Below are 15512 nucleotides of genomic sequence, written 5' to 3' on the forward strand. Positions count from 1 at the left end.
AGGGGGATTAAAAATGGATCATTTGGACAGGTTGGAAGCACAAAGTATTTTTATATTAAGAGAAGCTTATAAGAAATTCGGAAAGCTTGGAATGCTGTGGTCAATAGGAAAGGATTCTACGGTATTGCTATGGTTGGCGAAAAAAGCATTTTTCGGACACTGCCCGTTTCCATTCATCCATGTTGACACTACTTACAAAATACCTGAGATGATACAGTACAGGGACAAAATCGCAAAAGAGTACAACCTGGATTTGATAGTACATATAAATGAAGAAGCTATCAAAGGAGGTATGGGGCCTGAGCATGGCAGGTTGGTTTGCTGTAAGGCGTTAAAAACCGATGGACTTCAGCAGGTGGTGACAAAGTATGAGTTTGAAGGTCTAATCCTTGGAATCAGAAGAGATGAAGAGGGTTCCCGTTCAAAGGAACGTGTTTTCAGTGAGAGAAACAAGGATTCGGAATGGGATTATACAAATCAGCCTCCTGAGTTGTGGGACCAGTTTAAAACCGACTTCCCTAAAGGGAACCATATACGTGTACATCCGATACTTCACTGGAATGAGATAGACATATGGGCATATATAGGGCGTGAAAACATTCCCCTGGTTGACCTTTACTATGCAAAAGACGGAAAAAGATACAGGAGTCTTGGATGTGCCCCCTGCACAGGAAAAATTGATTCAAATGCAATAACAATAGATCAAATTATTGAGGAATTGAAAAATACAAAAGTAAGCGAACGTGCAGGGAGAGCTCAGGATCAGGAAGATGCGTATGCTATGCAGAAGCTTCGTAAAGACGGGTATATGTAATTTGAAGCGGATAAGGGCCGTATAGTTGTGTTGTACTCCGTATTACTGAAGTATTTCTAAGTTTTGCAAATTGTGTTTATCAAAATGTTTAGGGAGGTTAACAAAATGGAAAACAACCGTGAGGTTTTAAAAATTGTTGTGGTAGGCCACGTAGACCATGGTAAATCCACTGTTATAGGTAGATTGCTCTATGATACAAAGTCTGTCCCTGAAGGAAAGATTGAGAGAGTAAAAAAAACTTGTAAGGAAAAAGGAAAACCTTTTGAATATGCATACCTTCTTGATGCTTTTGAAGAAGAGCAGAAACAGGGTATAACCATAGATACAACCCAGCTCCAATTTTTTACCGAGAAAAGGGATTATGTGATAATTGATGCTCCCGGGCATAAGGAATTTTTAAAGAACATGATATCAGGTGCAGCAAATGCCGAAGCTGCTTTATTGATTATAGATGCCTTTGAGGGAGTACAGGAACAATCCAAAAGACATGGATACATCCTTTCGCTTCTGGGAATACAGAAAGTATATGTTGTTGTGAATAAGATGGATCTGATTGATTATTCCGAGGAGAAATTCAACAGCATTAAGCTTGAAATGAATAAATTTTTGAACAACCTGAATGTCTATCCTTTGAAGTATATTCCACTGTCTGCCTTTTTGGGAGAAAACATGACCACCAGGTCAGACAAGATGCCCTGGTACAAGGGAGAAGCAATTTTAGAAGCAATAGACCTTTTTGAGAAGGATAAGGGCATTGAGGATAAGCCTTTAAGGTTTCCCATACAGGATGTTTACAAGTTTGATAACAGAAGGATAATTGCAGGCAGAATTGAATCAGGAAAGCTAAGGGTAGGAGATGAAATACTAATTTCACCCAGTAATAAGGTAACAAAAGTAAAATCCATAGAATACTGGGCGGAAAAAGATAAGCTGGACGAGGTTGGGGCAGGAATGTCTGTAGGAATAACTGTTGAAGACGAGTTTTTCAATAAAAGAGGAGAGATAATCACCCACAAGGATTCAGCTCCTCTTTCTTCGGACCTGGTTAAGGTGAACCTGTTCTGGATGGGAAAAAGTCCTTTGACTAAATCCAAAAAGTACAAATTGAAGCTTGTTACACAGGAAGTTGAGTGTGAGGTTGTTTCCATAAGTAAGGTTATAGATGCCACAACCCTTGAAACTCTTGAAAACGCAAGTGAAGTCAAGACAAATGATGTTGCTGAGGTAACAATAAGAGCCAAGGAAAGAGTAAGCTTTGATGAGTTTAAAAATAACCAGAATACGGGACGGTTTGTATTAGTTGATGGTTATGATGTGAGCGGTGGCGGGATAATATCCGGCCTGGGCGCTTCGATGCTGGCATCAAGTAAATTTGTAAAGGATGGCGCAGAAATTGCGATTAGCTGCTTTGATGAGTACTACTTTACAGTATCTGAAGGTACTATAAAAAAAGTTTCAGCTCATCCAAAGGCATTTGAAATAGGAGATGCAGTTCCGGTAGAGGGTGAAACCTATACTTACCCTGAAAGCTTTGACATTATTGATTTGCATTCGGGTAAAATTGCGCTTGTCAGGAATTCAAGACTAAGTGATATTATAAATTTGGGAGATTACACGTATAATGGTCTGACACTTATTAATATTAACGGTTTTCAGAGTAATGTCGATTCTGGTGAAAGATTTGAGGCATTTAAAGCGGAATTTAAATCTCTCGACATGATGAAAAAAGAGAAAATAGCAGCTTTTGCGAATAAGTGGTATGATATACAGAAAAACCGGAGGATCAAATTTATTGACAGCACTGAAACTAACAATATCGAATATCAGATATAGTATTTGTAAATCAAGCTATGTACTTAGCTTTGACAGTATTGAATAATAGAGAAGATGGAGAAAAATAAAAGCTGAAAGAGTAAATAACTGTAAAGGGTACGTATTTAGAAATATATGATAAAATTGCCGCTTGCCTATATAGCATGTTTGCTGGTAAAATATTATATGTTTCAAATACCGGGGTGTAGCGCAGATGGTAGCGCGCTTGGTTCGGGACCAAGAAGCCGCAGGTTCAAATCCTGTCACTCCGACCAAAAAACAAAAGTTTCGATTCAATATCGAAGCTTTTATTTTTTTATACAGTGGATTTGAACCTGCGAAGGCACGAGGCGTGTAGAAAACGTGCTAAATGCACGTTCTTAGCTGAGTGTGCCGAGTCCGTGAGGACAAGGCGGTAGTATGCGAGTGAAGCGAAGCAGACGGTCAAATCCTGTCACTCCGACCATATGAAAAAGCAAGGGTTTGCAGATTTTGTACCCTTGCTTTTTTGTTGGAGAAATGGGGGAAATGTACCAAAAATGTACCAATGAAAGTTATAAGCCTTTAATGTTCTATTAATATCTTTGAACTGATTTCTTTTTTATGATTTGTATTAGCTGATTAATAGCATCATCTTGTTTAAAATCAATATATCTATATTCTTGAATAAGTGGAGGTAATTCGTCATGGTTTAAATCTATATTAACACAAACAAATTCTTTTTTATGAGCTTGCATTCTCTTTTGTATAAAGTAATTCATCTCGCTTTTAGTCCAACCAGTAGTTGGATTGAAGAAATTTTTTGACAAAAGAATTATTCCAACATCACTTTTAGCTAAACCATCATTAATTTTATCTACTATGCTATCTCCTGGGTCAATTTCATACTTATCGTACCAAGCTCGTATTTCTGATTTTTGTAGTTCATAAAAAATTCTATCGACAGTATGCTTATCTTTGCTTGAGTGTGATAAAAATACTATAAAATCGTTTTCTATTAGACCGCCCCTAAAGGTTGAATCCATTGTTTTTTTATCTGGAAATAGAAAAATACCGTTTGGTTCACTTGTTATAATAAAATCGACCATATCACTTCCTATTAATCCACACCCATTATATCCTTTTGTTGCAATCGAACTGAATATATCCCCAAGGAAATAATTGTGCTTTATTTTTTTCTCTCGATAATTCTGATATAACCATTCATCAAATTCATTCGAGACTCCTTTAAAGGTTAAATGAAGATAAAATTCGAAAGAATATGGATTGTTGTTAACAAAAATGTTTGCGCCTGTTAGTTTTGATGAACTATATCTATTAAGTATGTCCTTGATAAATTGTTTTTCATCAAGTCTTTTACCGTAATTTAATTCAAAAATGTAAGTGGATTCCATAATTATTCCCCCATTATATGTCTATAATTTTAGTTATTAATAGTATTAAACATAATATTAACTATAGCATAAAATGGGATTATATGCAAAATTTTGCCAAGTTCTCGAGCTTAATTGTTAGTTACCTCCTTTAATAACATACTTCTCTTATTTGCTGCATCTTTTTTCATAGTTTCATTTACATGCCCATACTTATCAAGTGTAGTTTCTATACTTTCATGCCCTAAGTCCGATTGTAAAGTTTTGATATCAACACCTTGTTGTAGGCTTAATAGGGCAAAAGTATGTCTCATATCGTGAAATCTTACATGTTCTTTTAAAGCTTTTATTACTTCATCTGGTGTAGCTATAATGCTATTTTGTGAGGATTCAGTTTTTAATTTTCTTAATACATGCTTACTGCCGACTTTTACTAATTGCTGTACTACCTTGATTTTTCCGCTTTTCATATCTACATCTTTCCAACGTAGACCGACAAGTTTACCACGTCTCAAACATGTATATAGTTCTAGGAGATATGAACCATAATAACGGTTGTAATATTTATCAATTTTCACCGTTTCGAGAAACTTTTTGTTTGAACTTTTGATTTATTAAAGCTAAGCAATGTGGTATAATAATATTAAGATTTTAGTTAGTTATGGAGGTATTCTGATGAGGCGAAAGCATGTCAATATAGATAAAATTATTAGTAACGTTACAGCGACACTTGCAATTGAGGGTCTTAAGCCAAGTAAAACTGCAGTTAATATAAACCGCCAATTTCTTGAAGGTAAGATTACTAGTAAAGAAGCAGTAAGAAGAATAAAGGCTAAGTATGTAAGAGTATAGGTGTATTAATATGGAGTATAATCCGTTTTCTAGATACAACAGACAAGACACAATACAGTCTGTATATCATTATCAGGATACCGAAGTTTATATTAATAAATTAAACATAAGGAATCCTGATATTTTATTAGCAATGGAAAACGATTTAACATATCACAGATTATCAGAACTGCATTTAAACCCTTTAAAAGGACGTTTTGGATTAACTCACTTACTTAATATTCACAAACATATTTTTCAGGACTTATATCCATTTGCCGGTAAGATAAGGGAAGAGGACATAACCAAAGGTTATACATGCTTTTGTAGTTGTAAGTTTATAGTTGAAAACCTTAACACCCTATTGCAGAATCTGAAACAAGAAAAATATCTGGTAGGACTAAATATTAAAGATTTTACTGAAAGGTCTGCTTATTATCTTTCTGAATTGAATATGATTCACCCATTTAGAGAAGGTAATGGAAGGGCGATTCGTGAATATTACAGATGTATGGCTTTGAAAAGTGGTTATGTCATTGAGTGGTCTTTAGTTGATAAGAACGAGCTTCTAAACGCATTTATCCGTTCTGTGGACAAAAAACTGTGTGAATTGACCCAATGCATATATAAGGTTATAGAGAATAAACCCAAGGTAATGATTTAGCTATAGGTTTTAGAAATTATTGGAGATGGGGAGAGGGCAATTATTTTTACACCTATTCTACACCCATGAAAATAAATTAAATGAATCTTAATAACTTCACATAAACATGAAAATCTCAAAAGCTGCTTAAATGGAAGCTTTTAAAGTTTTACGCCCAATTATAAAACTCATCGCTCTTATTTCGGGACCAAGAAGCCGCAGGTTCAAATCCTGTCACTCCGACCAAAAAACAAAAGTTTCGATTCAATATCGAAGCTTTTATTTTTTATACAGTGGATTTGAACCTGCGAAGGCACGAGGCGTGTAGAAAACGTGCTAAATGCACGTTTTTAGATGAGTGTGCCGAGTCCGTGAGGACAAGGCGGTAGTATGCGAGTGAAGCGAAGCAGACGGTCAAATCCTGTCACTCCGACCAGAGGTAGAGCAAGGGTTTGCGAGTTTATAGCTCTTGCTTTTTGTTGGGGAAATGGGGGGAATGAGCCGGATTACTAAATAAATTACCTTTGATAGTTTTCGTCATTACTTGGAATTATTACATGTATAAAGTAGACACATAAAAATATAGAAATATCATCAGAACTGCATATGTTTTCATAAACTATCAATATAATTTTGTAAACATGAAAAATACTTACCAATATGTATGCCGTCAACTAATGAATGATTTACTTGTACAGAAAACGGTAATAAGACTTTGTTAGTTTCCGAAAAGTATTTTCCCCAAGAAATTCTTGGTACAGAATCATGCTTGTTCAACGAAATGGTATGTGACAAATGCGTAAAAGAAATCCAAGGTATACAGGTTATGTATATTAAGTCATCTCTTCCGGCAAGTCCCTCCAAATTAAAGTAATCCTTCTGCTTTTTAGATTTTTCCTCAGTGTATTTTACAAATTCGTATAAGTCACCTTTTATATCAACTGTAATCAGTTTAAATAAATCATCTCCATTACCGATATCTGTAAATGAAGGATGGAGCTTATCATGTAAAATGACTTTACCCTCCCTTATTCTGTACCGGAAATTCATTATTTCATTTGCAGCATGAGTAGAAGCATAAATCATTGCGTAATAGAATGAAATCTTCTTGGTTCTCACAAAGCTGTGAAAATTAGTCACATCAATATTAGCGCAAATATTATATTGAGGGTAATCCATTCTCTGAAAGAAATTAAAATGTTCTTTTCTTTCCCATTTTTCCAAGTCTATATACTCCATTTTTCCCTCCGGGTTTGCTTTTGTATTACTGCGGTATTCCTTAAACTGCGAGTTTAGTATTATCATAATAATTATAATCTTTATTTTTAATACCTGCTACATTTTATCTTAACAATATCATAATTATTAAAATGTAAAAAACTTAATGGGGTATATTTACTAAATTATTAGAATTTGTAATAATTATATGGATTGGATTACTATCAATCAGTAGCAATAAGCATAGGATTTATCAGATACTGGTTGATATAGGCAAGTATATTATACTTTTTATAGAGGGTTTTTTATGAAGTTCAAATCTAACTATGTGATTGCTTCTTGTATAATTATTGCTGCATTAGGGATAACAACCTATGCATACCAGAATAACATATTTTTTAACGTCGGTCAAAAAGTAAAGGATATTACTAAGAATAATGATACCGGTATTGTAGCAGTAGTTGGCGATAAAAAAATAACGAAAAAGGAATTTGATACATTTAAAACACTATATAGTGCGAGCGATAATATTCCTTCAGACACGGAACTTATTGAAAAGATGATAAAAAATGAGGTTATATATGAACAAGCAATAAAAGATAATATAAATGTGAGTGAGGAAGAGCTTGATAAAGCTCTACAGGAACAGAAAGACATCATAGCAAAAGATAGAGATGCTAATATGAGCTATAAAAATTATGTTTCGGGTCTTAATATTACTGAGGAGGAGTATTGGGAAAAAGCAAAAGAGGGCATTAAGAAGGCTTTGATACGAGGCAAGTATAAGAATAAGCTAAAAGAATCATTTAAAGAGGAAAACCCTGATATAAAAGATAATGAATTTCAAGCTAAGTTTAATAAATATTATAATGATATAGTTACTACACTGAAAAATGGTATGAAGATTGAAAACTATATTAAGTAAAAACTAAGGCATGAAAAAAATCATTTTTTGGGAATTAAGAAAATACTTTTTTCTGGTAGATGATGTAAAGGTTAACCGGACAAAACTTTGTTAACATAACTGAAATTAGACTGGTGGCATGATAATACTTATTACAGTGAAGTTTATAAGATAATGAGTAGATCAAAAAGTCCCAACAAAAAGGTACGAAGATATGTTGCAATGGGGAGCTACTGCTGTGAACAAATTCAAATACTGTTTCCAACAGTTTAAATCAAGAGCTAGAAAACTAAAAAATGAAGTAAAAGCTTTATATCTGGCATATAAGCACCCTGAAGTGCCCTGGTATGCCAGATTTTTAATACTTTTGGTAGTAGGGTATGCATTGAGTCCTGTTGACTTGATACCTGATTTTATTCCTGTGCTGGGTTATCTTGATGATTTGATACTAATACCTTTAGGAGTATCTCTAGCAATAAAGCTTATACCAAGCGGTGTTATGGAAGAGTGCAGACGCCAGTCGGAAGGTGTATTCAGGGGCAAGAAACCGAAAAATTGGATTGCCGGGGCTGTAATAATTTTTATATGGTTGTTTTTCATAAGCTTTATTGTATACAAGATTCTTAGGGTGGTAGTGTAAAATACGGCGTAAATACAAACTAGGACATGGACTTGAGTGTCTTCAATGCTGATGCTATGGCCTCTTCCTTAAAGGGCTTGACTATAAAACCCTTTGCCCCTGCCTGTATAGCATCAATAACCATGAGTTTTTGCCCCATAGCCGAAACCATTATGATTTTTGCTTTGGGATCAAAGGCCATAATCTCCTTTACGGCACCTATACCGTCCAATTCTGGCATGGTTATATCCATAGTTACTATATCAGGGTGAAGTTCCCTGTATTTTTTGATAGCGGATATTCCGTTATCCGCTTCGCCTACAACAGTACATTCAAGCTTTTCCAGGATAGCTTTTAAAGTAAGCCTTGCAACTGCAGCATCATCAACAATCATTACTCTATTCATGAACATTAGCCTCCTTAAGATGATTATTTTCCTAGAAGTCATTAAAACAAATAATAGTATATCGGGAATTCCAAATCTAGCCCTCTATACGGAAAAAGTCTATCAGGGTAACCGGTATTCAGTTCTGAAAATAAGATTTACAGGTACATGACGCGTTAATTTTTACAGAATATATTCGGATTTTCTGATGACAGTTTTATTTAGTAGCATTCTAAAGTATAACTATTCGACAAATATTTAGATTTTCCTGCCGGAAAAATGGAAGCTTTAATAAATAAAATTCTATTCAATGTGGTTTGATACCTATTCTGAATCTGTTGACATTTCTGCAAAGAGGGCAGTTGATGTCAATTTCCAATTTGTTTTTATCAATAAAAGTAGGTATACCTATTTCCTCATCTATTGTTTTTGCTACTGTCTCAATATTTTCGTCCTTTATTGTAACAGCCCAGCCAAATTCCCTGTCACAAAAGTAACATTTATGCTTTCCTCTTATTGTCACAGCGATCACATCCCTTCATTTAATAATATGCAGGTATGAGCAATAATTTTCTGAAATCTTATGCTTTATCTGCTTAAAATACAGACTAAAATATTATTCATAGGTTTCACTCCTTGGATTGTTTTGATATAATATTAAGATAAAATTTCAGATTTATAAATCGCAGAAAGGAATAATATGTCAGGATCAATTTTTGGAAAGAATTTTCAGATATCCACCTGGGGTGAATCCCATGGTAAAGCATTGGGGGTAGTTATTGACGGCTGCCCGGCAGGAATAACATTATGTGAGGAAGATATCCAGGTGGATCTGGATAAAAGAAAACCCGGTAAATCACCGTTTGCGACACCAAGAAAAGAAGAAGACAAAGTTGAAATATTATCAGGAGTTTTTGAAGGAAAGACTACGGGAACCCCTGTTTCATTGATTATACATAATACAAACCAGAGGTCCTATGATTATTCTGAGATATCTCAGTGTTATAGACCTGGGCATGCTGATTATTCATATGATCAGAAATACGGTTTCAGGGATTACAGAGGGGGAGGCCGCTCCTCGGGAAGGGAGACTACAGCAAGAGTAGCTGCCGGTGCTGTTGCTAAAAAGATTTTGTCGGAGCTGGATGTCAGCATTCTGACATATACTCTTTCCATTGGGGATATAGTAATTGATAAATCTAAATTTGATGCTAAGCAGATTTATGAAAATTTTGTAGGTATGCCCGACAGTGATGCTGCGGAAAAAGCTGCAGTCCTTCTGCAAAAGCGGAAAGAGGAGGAAGATTCTGCCGGAGGTGTTGTAGAATGTATTATAACCGGGCTGCCAAGCGGGGTAGGGGAGCCTGTTTTTGAGAAGCTTGATGCTATGCTTGGGAAGGCAATTTTTTCTATTGGAGCTGTTAAGGGTGTTGAGTTTGGAAACGGATTTGATGCAGCTAAATTGGCAGGTTCAGAGAATAATGACTTTTTGAGATATGGTGAAGATGAAAATCTTACCAAGCTTTCAAATAATTCGGGAGGAATAACAGGAGGAATAAGTGACGGATTTCCTATCGTATTGCGGGCTGCATTCAAACCAACTCCCTCAATACACAAAACACAACAGACTGTCAATAAAAGGTGTGAGAACGTAGAAATTAATATTGAGGGCAGACACGATCCTATTATCGTTCCCAGGGCTATCATAGTGGTGGAAGCTATGGTAGCATTGACTTTGGTTGATTACCTCCTGCAAAGGATATTTTCGCGTATTGATCTCATAAAAAAGGCATTAAAGTAGCAAGAAAAAGCGGGAGGGTAAAACCCTCCCGCTGCTTTTGCATTAATATTTTCCGTAGCTTGTGCCTTCCAGAGAAATATGCGGCTTACTTGTGCCCGTATTAGTATCCTTCTTGTTTGTTTTCTTCTCTACATTATAACCCAACATATTCAGAATGTCGGAATCTATGGTTTTCAAACTGCCTGCACCCAGACTTTTTTTCTGTAATTTAAACTTACTTACCAATTCTTTCAGAACCTCTGACTGGCTCGACAATTCTTCACTTGCTGCTGCACCCTGTTGTGAAGTCGCTGAGTTTGTCTGGATGACCTGAGACACTTCGTTTATTGCTTGATTGATTTGACTGATCCCCGAAGCCTGTTCATTTGATGCAATAGCAATTTCACCTACCAGATTGGCTGCTTTTGATATATCATCAACTATCTTGTCAAGTGCGTTTGCGGTATCAGTTGCAAGCTTTGTTCCGGATTCTACTTTCTTAATTGATCCTTCAATAAGAGAAGTAGTTTCTTTAGCTGCACTTGCGCTGCGTGCCGCCAGGTTTCTGACTTCTTCGGCAACCACTGCGAAGCCTTTCCCGTGCTGTCCTGCCCGTGCTGCTTCTACAGCTGCGTTAAGCGCCAGTATATTGGTTTGGAATGCTATTTCATCAATAACCTTGATAATTTTTGAGATATTGCTTGATGCTTCATTAATTTCAGACATTGATTTCAGCATATCCTTCATCTGTCTGTTTCCCTGCTCTGCATTTTCCTTTGCCACCACAGCCAGTTCGTTGGCCTGGCCGGCACTTAGCGCATTTTGTTTGGTTTGTGCGGCTACCTGAGTCATTGATGCGGTAATTTCCTCAACAGAACCAGCCTGCTCTGTTGCTCCCTGTGATAAGGACTGGCTTGAGTCTGACACCTGTCTTGCACCGGATGCAACTTGCCGTGCGGACATATTCAAATCACTTAATACTTCATTTAAGGATTCTATTATAAGGTTCAGCGAATTCCTGATACCGGAAAAATCGCCCTTATACTCATTGGTTATACTCACGTTGAGATTTCCGCCTGCCATTTCATTCAAAACCTCGGATATTTCATTTACATATGAGCTTAATATTTTTGCTGTCTCATTAAGTGCTGTTTTTATTTCTGCATGATCACCTCTGTAATTTCCCTGAACCCTTACCTGTAAGTTGCCTTTTGCTATTTCCTGCAAAACCCTTGATGATTCTTTGATTGGTTCGATTACTGCATCAAGTGTGTTGTTTATTCCTAGTAGGATTTCCTTATAGCCGCCATTAAAGCTTTCTGCATTACCCCTGGTATCCAGACGGCCTTCTATAGCAGCTCTGGTAAGAATACTCGTTTCTTCAGACAGCATCTTTAATGAAACTATCATTGATTTCATGCTTTTTGCAAGAATATCATCATCAGACTTGGATTTTATTTCAACATTAAGATTACCTTGTGCGATATTCTCCGCTGCATCAGCTTTTTCAACAATACTGTCAATCATTTTTCCGAATGCATCGGAAAGTTTTCCTATTTCATCATTTGACTTTATATTCATATTTACATTTGTTTTTCCAAGTGCAATTTCTTCTGCTGCTTCACGCAGGTTTTTCAGAGAGCGTGAAATCATCCGAAGGAAAATTAGTGAAAGCCCTATTGCTAGCAAAAGAGCCACAATATCTATAATAACAATCTTTCTGGACATGGAGTCTTTTTCATTTTCGATAAGTGACATTTGAGTTTCCGCACTTTTATCAATTGCTTCTCCAATGGAGTTGATTAATTCTCTTGACTCATCAAATTTATCTGTCCAGCCTGTTGAAACACTCTGTGTTTTTATCATGTTTTTGCAAATATCGGTCCATTCTTTGAAGCTTGCATCAAAAGAGGCAAAAATCTCGAATATGGTTTTCTGTGTTTTATCGTCCTTTACATTACTCCACATATCTTTATTAAGTTCCATAATCGTTTTTATTTTGGATGATCTGTCTATAACCTGGCCTACATTTTCTTCAAATGACTTAACTTGTTTGTCAAAATTCTCACCTGTATTGTCTATGTAGATTATTTGCTGCATTGCTGTCAAGGCCTGATACATATCTCTGTCGGCATTCAATATCAAGGTGGTGGACTGGAGGTGCTCGTCAAAAATCGAACCTTTCATTTTGCTAAAAACATCGTTGACTGTAAAAATGGAATAGGCAGTTACAATTATAACAGCAATAATCGGGATAGCTATTACAGTTACAAGTTTGAGCTTAAGGGAGAGCTTATCCAACATATTGATTCTCCTTTCAAGAGATGATTTGAAGCTGACAGGATATGGCGTTTCAAACAAGGTGCAGTGATGCAACATCCTTGGTACATGGAAGCTTCTCACAATCCAACAAAAGAATTACTTTGTTTTCCTCCTTTCCGATGCCCTTTATGTAGTTGTTACTGGAGCTGATTTTTATGTCAGGTAGTGCTTGTTGTGAGTGATTATAGTTGAGCCGATAAATGTAATTTAAATACATACAAGTCAAACAATATTACATGGTGGAAAATCCTGAATTGTAGAAACAATAAACTATATACTTAACAAGCTTTTGCTATGCGTAGTACTTAAGAAATCTTGTCCGTGAGGAATATATTAAGAAAATTAATGAATTGATAAAGATATTTAAATTATAAGTTCATAACAGAAGTGTGTCAACTATGAGTTTTATACCTATTGTCTTTTTTGATTTGTATACATACAGCCGTTATGATAAAATTATGTTTATGGCAAATCCGGGGGCATGAACATGAAGCATATCGATAAAAACAGAAATACATTATTTTTAGTATCTGAAGGTATTGCAGCTGCTGTCATACTAAACCTTTTCAGCCCTTTTACCCAGATGTTTGCCAAGAGAATGGGGGCTGGAGATTTACACATAGCCCTGATAAATTCACTTCCTCCACTTGTTGCGATTCTTGTACTGATACCTTGCAGTATTCTGATTGAAAGAGTAGCAGACAAGAAATTTGTTACAGGTATTATGATAGTATTTAACAGCATTTTCTATGCAATTATTGCATTTACACCCAATTTACCACATGAACTGAGAGTTATAGTATATGTTGTTCTTATAGGGCTTATGAATTGGCCAGGGGCGCTTTATACCACATCATGGCAGTCTTTCTTTTCATACACTTTTACGGATAAGGAAGCAAACCGTATCTATTCGCTGAGGAGCAAATATGGCGCTTTTTTCGGATTGATAACGGTATTGCTGACAGGACTGCTGCTTTCCACGGTTCCTAAAAGCGACTCTGACAGAATACTGCTATACCAGTTTTTTTATGGCACCTGTTTTTTGATTTCAATGGTTCAAGTGTTTTTTTTATCCGGAATAAGACAAAACTCTGTTGATAGTGCAAACAAGCAAGATTCTGAAAAGTCTGACATATCTCTGAAGGATATTAAGGGCGTGTTTGCCAACAAGCCTTTTATGATTTTCTGTGCTTGTGTATTTACATTTCATATAGCCTGGCAAATGGGGTGGCCGTTGTTTTTCTTATATAATGCAGATTATATCAGGGTAAACGAATTTCAACTGGGTATTTTAAATGTAGCATCAGGGCTTGCGTCATTCCTGTCCTATCCTTTGTGGCACAAGCTTGCAGTAAAGAAGGGGAACAGTTTTGTAATTATTATTGGTGCTTTAGGGCTTACTACAAACCCATTTTTTTATACTGGAATAATGCCTTTTTATGTAATTGTTGCTGTAAACATAATAGTAGGCGCTGCTTGTGCGGCCTTTACCATGATGCTGTTTTGCAATCTCATGGAGATTTTGCCCACAAGCAAGAAAACCATGTATATATCGATGTATAATACATTTATTAACATATCGGGCTTTATTGCCCCGCTTTTAGGCATATGGATGAACAGGCATACTGGTATATTCCGTGCCATGTTGATAATTGGTGTTTTGAGAACTATCGGGGTAGGGATGTTTGCATTTAGATGGTTTTTATCTTTAAAAGAAAAGGAAAATAAAAGCAGTGCAGGACAGGTTTATGGGAGGAATCAGTGATATGGACAGACCGGTAATTGGTATACCTTTGGGAGATCCGGCAGGCATAGGGCCTGAAATTGTTGTGAAAGCACTTATTAACTCAGGAGTATACAAAAACTGCAAGCCCTTAGTGATCGGCAACATCGGAGTGATGAAAAGGATTTGTACAGATATTGGGTTGGATATAAAATTCAATGTAATAGAAGACCCGGTTAAGGGCAGATACTGTCCGGGGCTCATAGATTTGGTATCTCTTGAAAATATTGAGTACAATGGCATTAAGTATGGTGAAGTACAGGCTGAGGCAGGAAGGGCTGCTTATGATTATATAGTGAAGACAACGGAATTCGCTTTGGACGGAAAAATTAATGCAATTGCTACTACACCTATAAACAAAGAAGCAATAAAAGCTGCAAATATTGATTTTATAGGACATACAGAGATGCTTGCCGACTTGACAAAAACTGATGATCCGCTTACCATGTTCCAGGTCTACAGCTTAAGGGTATTTTTCCTTTCAAGGCATGTTTCACTCAGGAAAGCCTGTGATTTGGTTAAAAAGCAAAGATTATTCGACTATGTAGTCAGATGCGATAATGCTTTGAAACGTCTTGGGCTTGATAGAAGACTTATTGCAATAGCCGGTCTTAATCCACACAGCGGAGAGCACGGCCTTTTTGGTGATGAGGAAACAAGGGAGGTAATACCTGCTGTAACAGCCTTAAAGGAAAAAGGTTTTGATGTCGTTGGCCCGGTTCCTGCAGATTCGGTTTTCTATCAGGCATTAAAGGGCAGATATGATGCCGTACTTTCCCTCTATCATGATCAAGGTCACATAGCAACGAAAACTGTAGATTTTGAGAAGACAATCTCCCTTACTATAGGGATGCCTTTTTTAAGGACATCTGTTGATCACGGTACAGCCTTTGATATTGCCGGAAAGGGTATAGCAAGTCCGGTAAGTATGGAGGAGGCGATAAGATTGGCGGCTTTGTATTGCGGTTCATATATGGGGTGAAGCAAATACGGGTATCCTGGAAGATCCAACCGGGATACCCTTTTTA

At 36.4% G+C, this 15512-nt stretch carries 16 protein-coding genes and 1 tRNA gene; 11 read left to right on the forward strand and 6 right to left on the reverse strand.

All coding sequences use genetic code 11. The features are described 5' to 3' along the window. Positions 1-13 precede the first annotated feature (13 nt). The 3 genes from N3I35_04395 (at position 14) to N3I35_04405 (ending at position 2901) form a co-directional block, all read left to right on the forward strand. Entirely contained in the window at positions 14-814 is an 801-nt protein-coding gene (locus N3I35_04395) for a sulfate adenylyltransferase subunit 2 (GenBank protein MCX8129325.1), read from the forward strand. Between the two features lie 105 nt (positions 815-919). Next, entirely contained in the window at positions 920-2647 is a 1728-nt protein-coding gene (locus N3I35_04400; protein ID MCX8129326.1) for a GTP-binding protein, read from the forward strand. A gap of 178 nt (positions 2648-2825) precedes the next feature. After that, positions 2826-2901, forward strand: a tRNA-Pro gene (locus N3I35_04405). Between the two features lie 300 nt (positions 2902-3201). Here N3I35_04405 and N3I35_04410 read toward each other — a convergent pair. Together N3I35_04410 and N3I35_04415 are read right to left on the reverse strand one after the other, a co-directional pair. After that, complete coding sequence (locus N3I35_04410; protein MCX8129327.1) at positions 3202-4020, reverse strand: toll/interleukin-1 receptor domain-containing protein; 819 nt, start codon at positions 4018-4020, stop codon at positions 3202-3204. Between the two features lie 110 nt (positions 4021-4130). Next, the gene (locus N3I35_04415; protein ID MCX8129328.1) at positions 4131-4469 is read right to left on the reverse strand and encodes a tyrosine-type recombinase/integrase; all 339 of its coding nucleotides are present in this window, start codon (positions 4467-4469) and stop codon (positions 4131-4133) included. A 205-nt stretch (positions 4470-4674) separates the two neighbouring features. Between N3I35_04415 and N3I35_04420 the strand changes: the two genes are divergently transcribed. The 3 genes from N3I35_04420 to N3I35_04430 all read left to right on the forward strand — a co-directional run bounded on the left by N3I35_04420 (position 4675) and on the right by N3I35_04430 (position 5986). Further along, complete coding sequence (locus N3I35_04420) at positions 4675-4851, forward strand: antitoxin VbhA family protein (GenBank protein MCX8129329.1); 177 nt, start codon at positions 4675-4677, stop codon at positions 4849-4851. Positions 4852-4861: 10 nt separating this feature from the next. Further along, positions 4862-5494 (forward strand): Fic family protein, encoded by a 633-nt coding sequence (locus N3I35_04425; GenBank protein ID MCX8129330.1) that lies wholly within the window; start codon positions 4862-4864, stop codon positions 5492-5494. 369 nt (positions 5495-5863) lie between these two features. Further along, on the forward strand, positions 5864-5986 hold the full coding sequence (locus N3I35_04430) for a hypothetical protein (protein ID MCX8129331.1): 123 nt from the start codon (positions 5864-5866) through the stop codon (positions 5984-5986). A gap of 99 nt (positions 5987-6085) precedes the next feature. Here the strand turns inward: N3I35_04430 and N3I35_04435 are convergent, their stop codons facing one another. After that, positions 6086-6712, reverse strand: a complete 627-nt coding sequence (locus N3I35_04435) for a chloramphenicol acetyltransferase (protein ID MCX8129332.1) — start codon at positions 6710-6712, stop codon at positions 6086-6088. Positions 6713-6998: 286 nt separating this feature from the next. Between N3I35_04435 and N3I35_04440 the strand changes: the two genes are divergently transcribed. Beyond that, on the forward strand, positions 6999-7616 hold the full coding sequence (locus tag N3I35_04440) for a SurA N-terminal domain-containing protein (GenBank protein MCX8129333.1): 618 nt from the start codon (positions 6999-7001) through the stop codon (positions 7614-7616). 217 nt (positions 7617-7833) lie between these two features. Continuing rightward, positions 7834-8235, forward strand: coding sequence for a YkvA family protein (locus N3I35_04445; protein MCX8129334.1), 402 nt, complete (start codon positions 7834-7836; stop codon positions 8233-8235). Positions 8236-8254: 19 nt separating this feature from the next. On the opposite strand, the gene N3I35_04450 is transcribed toward N3I35_04445, so the two are convergent. Both N3I35_04450 and N3I35_04455 read right to left on the reverse strand, forming a co-directional pair. Then, on the reverse strand, positions 8255-8620 hold the full coding sequence (locus N3I35_04450) for a response regulator (GenBank protein MCX8129335.1): 366 nt from the start codon (positions 8618-8620) through the stop codon (positions 8255-8257). A gap of 286 nt (positions 8621-8906) precedes the next feature. Further along, a complete protein-coding gene (locus N3I35_04455; GenBank protein ID MCX8129336.1) occupies positions 8907-9122 on the reverse strand; it encodes a hypothetical protein in 216 nt (71 codons plus the stop codon). Positions 9123-9299: 177 nt separating this feature from the next. On the opposite strand from N3I35_04455, the gene aroC reads away from it, so the two are divergent. Further along, positions 9300-10400 carry a chorismate synthase gene (aroC, locus tag N3I35_04460; protein ID MCX8129337.1) on the forward strand — a complete coding sequence of 367 codons (1101 nt, stop codon included), beginning with the start codon at positions 9300-9302 and terminating at the stop codon, positions 10398-10400. Positions 10401-10442: 42 nt separating this feature from the next. Here aroC and N3I35_04465 read toward each other — a convergent pair whose 3' ends face one another. Beyond that, on the reverse strand, positions 10443-12683 hold the full coding sequence (locus tag N3I35_04465; GenBank protein MCX8129338.1) for a methyl-accepting chemotaxis protein: 2241 nt from the start codon (positions 12681-12683) through the stop codon (positions 10443-10445). A gap of 505 nt (positions 12684-13188) precedes the next feature. On the opposite strand from N3I35_04465, the gene N3I35_04470 reads away from it, so the two are divergent. Both N3I35_04470 and pdxA read left to right on the forward strand, forming a co-directional pair. After that, the gene (locus tag N3I35_04470; GenBank protein ID MCX8129339.1) at positions 13189-14466 is read left to right on the forward strand and encodes an MFS transporter; all 1278 of its coding nucleotides are present in this window, start codon (positions 13189-13191) and stop codon (positions 14464-14466) included. Position 14467: 1 nt separating this feature from the next. Next, the gene (gene pdxA, locus N3I35_04475) at positions 14468-15466 is read left to right on the forward strand and encodes a 4-hydroxythreonine-4-phosphate dehydrogenase PdxA (GenBank protein ID MCX8129340.1); all 999 of its coding nucleotides are present in this window, start codon (positions 14468-14470) and stop codon (positions 15464-15466) included. Positions 15467-15512: the final 46 nt, after the last annotated feature.

It is taken from the genome of Clostridia bacterium (assembly GCA_026414765.1).
Taxonomy (GTDB): Bacteria; Bacillota; Clostridia; order Acetivibrionales; family DSM-27016; genus SKW86.

What these genes read in the sequence shown, in the direction of transcription:
- N3I35_04395 (MCX8129325.1), top strand. Translation starts at nt 14, where the DNA reads ATGGATCATTTGGACAGGTTGGAAGCACAAAGTATTTTTATATTAAGA.
- N3I35_04400 (MCX8129326.1), top strand. Translation starts at nt 920, where the DNA reads ATGGAAAACAACCGTGAGGTTTTAAAAATTGTTGTGGTAGGCCACGTA.
- N3I35_04410 (MCX8129327.1), bottom strand. Translation starts at nt 4,020, where the DNA reads ATGGAATCCACTTACATTTTTGAATTAAATTACGGTAAAAGACTTGAT.
- N3I35_04415 (MCX8129328.1), bottom strand. Translation starts at nt 4,469, where the DNA reads ATGAAAAGCGGAAAAATCAAGGTAGTACAGCAATTAGTAAAAGTCGGC.
- N3I35_04420 (MCX8129329.1), top strand. Translation starts at nt 4,675, where the DNA reads ATGAGGCGAAAGCATGTCAATATAGATAAAATTATTAGTAACGTTACA.
- N3I35_04425 (MCX8129330.1), top strand. Translation starts at nt 4,862, where the DNA reads ATGGAGTATAATCCGTTTTCTAGATACAACAGACAAGACACAATACAG.
- N3I35_04430 (MCX8129331.1), top strand. Translation starts at nt 5,864, where the DNA reads ATGCGAGTGAAGCGAAGCAGACGGTCAAATCCTGTCACTCCGACCAGA.
- N3I35_04435 (MCX8129332.1), bottom strand. Translation starts at nt 6,712, where the DNA reads ATGGAGTATATAGACTTGGAAAAATGGGAAAGAAAAGAACATTTTAAT.
- N3I35_04440 (MCX8129333.1), top strand. Translation starts at nt 6,999, where the DNA reads ATGAAGTTCAAATCTAACTATGTGATTGCTTCTTGTATAATTATTGCT.
- N3I35_04450 (MCX8129335.1), bottom strand. Translation starts at nt 8,620, where the DNA reads ATGAATAGAGTAATGATTGTTGATGATGCTGCAGTTGCAAGGCTTACT.
- aroC (MCX8129337.1), top strand. Translation starts at nt 9,300, where the DNA reads ATGTCAGGATCAATTTTTGGAAAGAATTTTCAGATATCCACCTGGGGT.
- N3I35_04465 (MCX8129338.1), bottom strand. Translation starts at nt 12,683, where the DNA reads ATGTTGGATAAGCTCTCCCTTAAGCTCAAACTTGTAACTGTAATAGCT.
- N3I35_04470 (MCX8129339.1), top strand. Translation starts at nt 13,189, where the DNA reads ATGAAGCATATCGATAAAAACAGAAATACATTATTTTTAGTATCTGAA.
- pdxA (MCX8129340.1), top strand. Translation starts at nt 14,468, where the DNA reads ATGGACAGACCGGTAATTGGTATACCTTTGGGAGATCCGGCAGGCATA.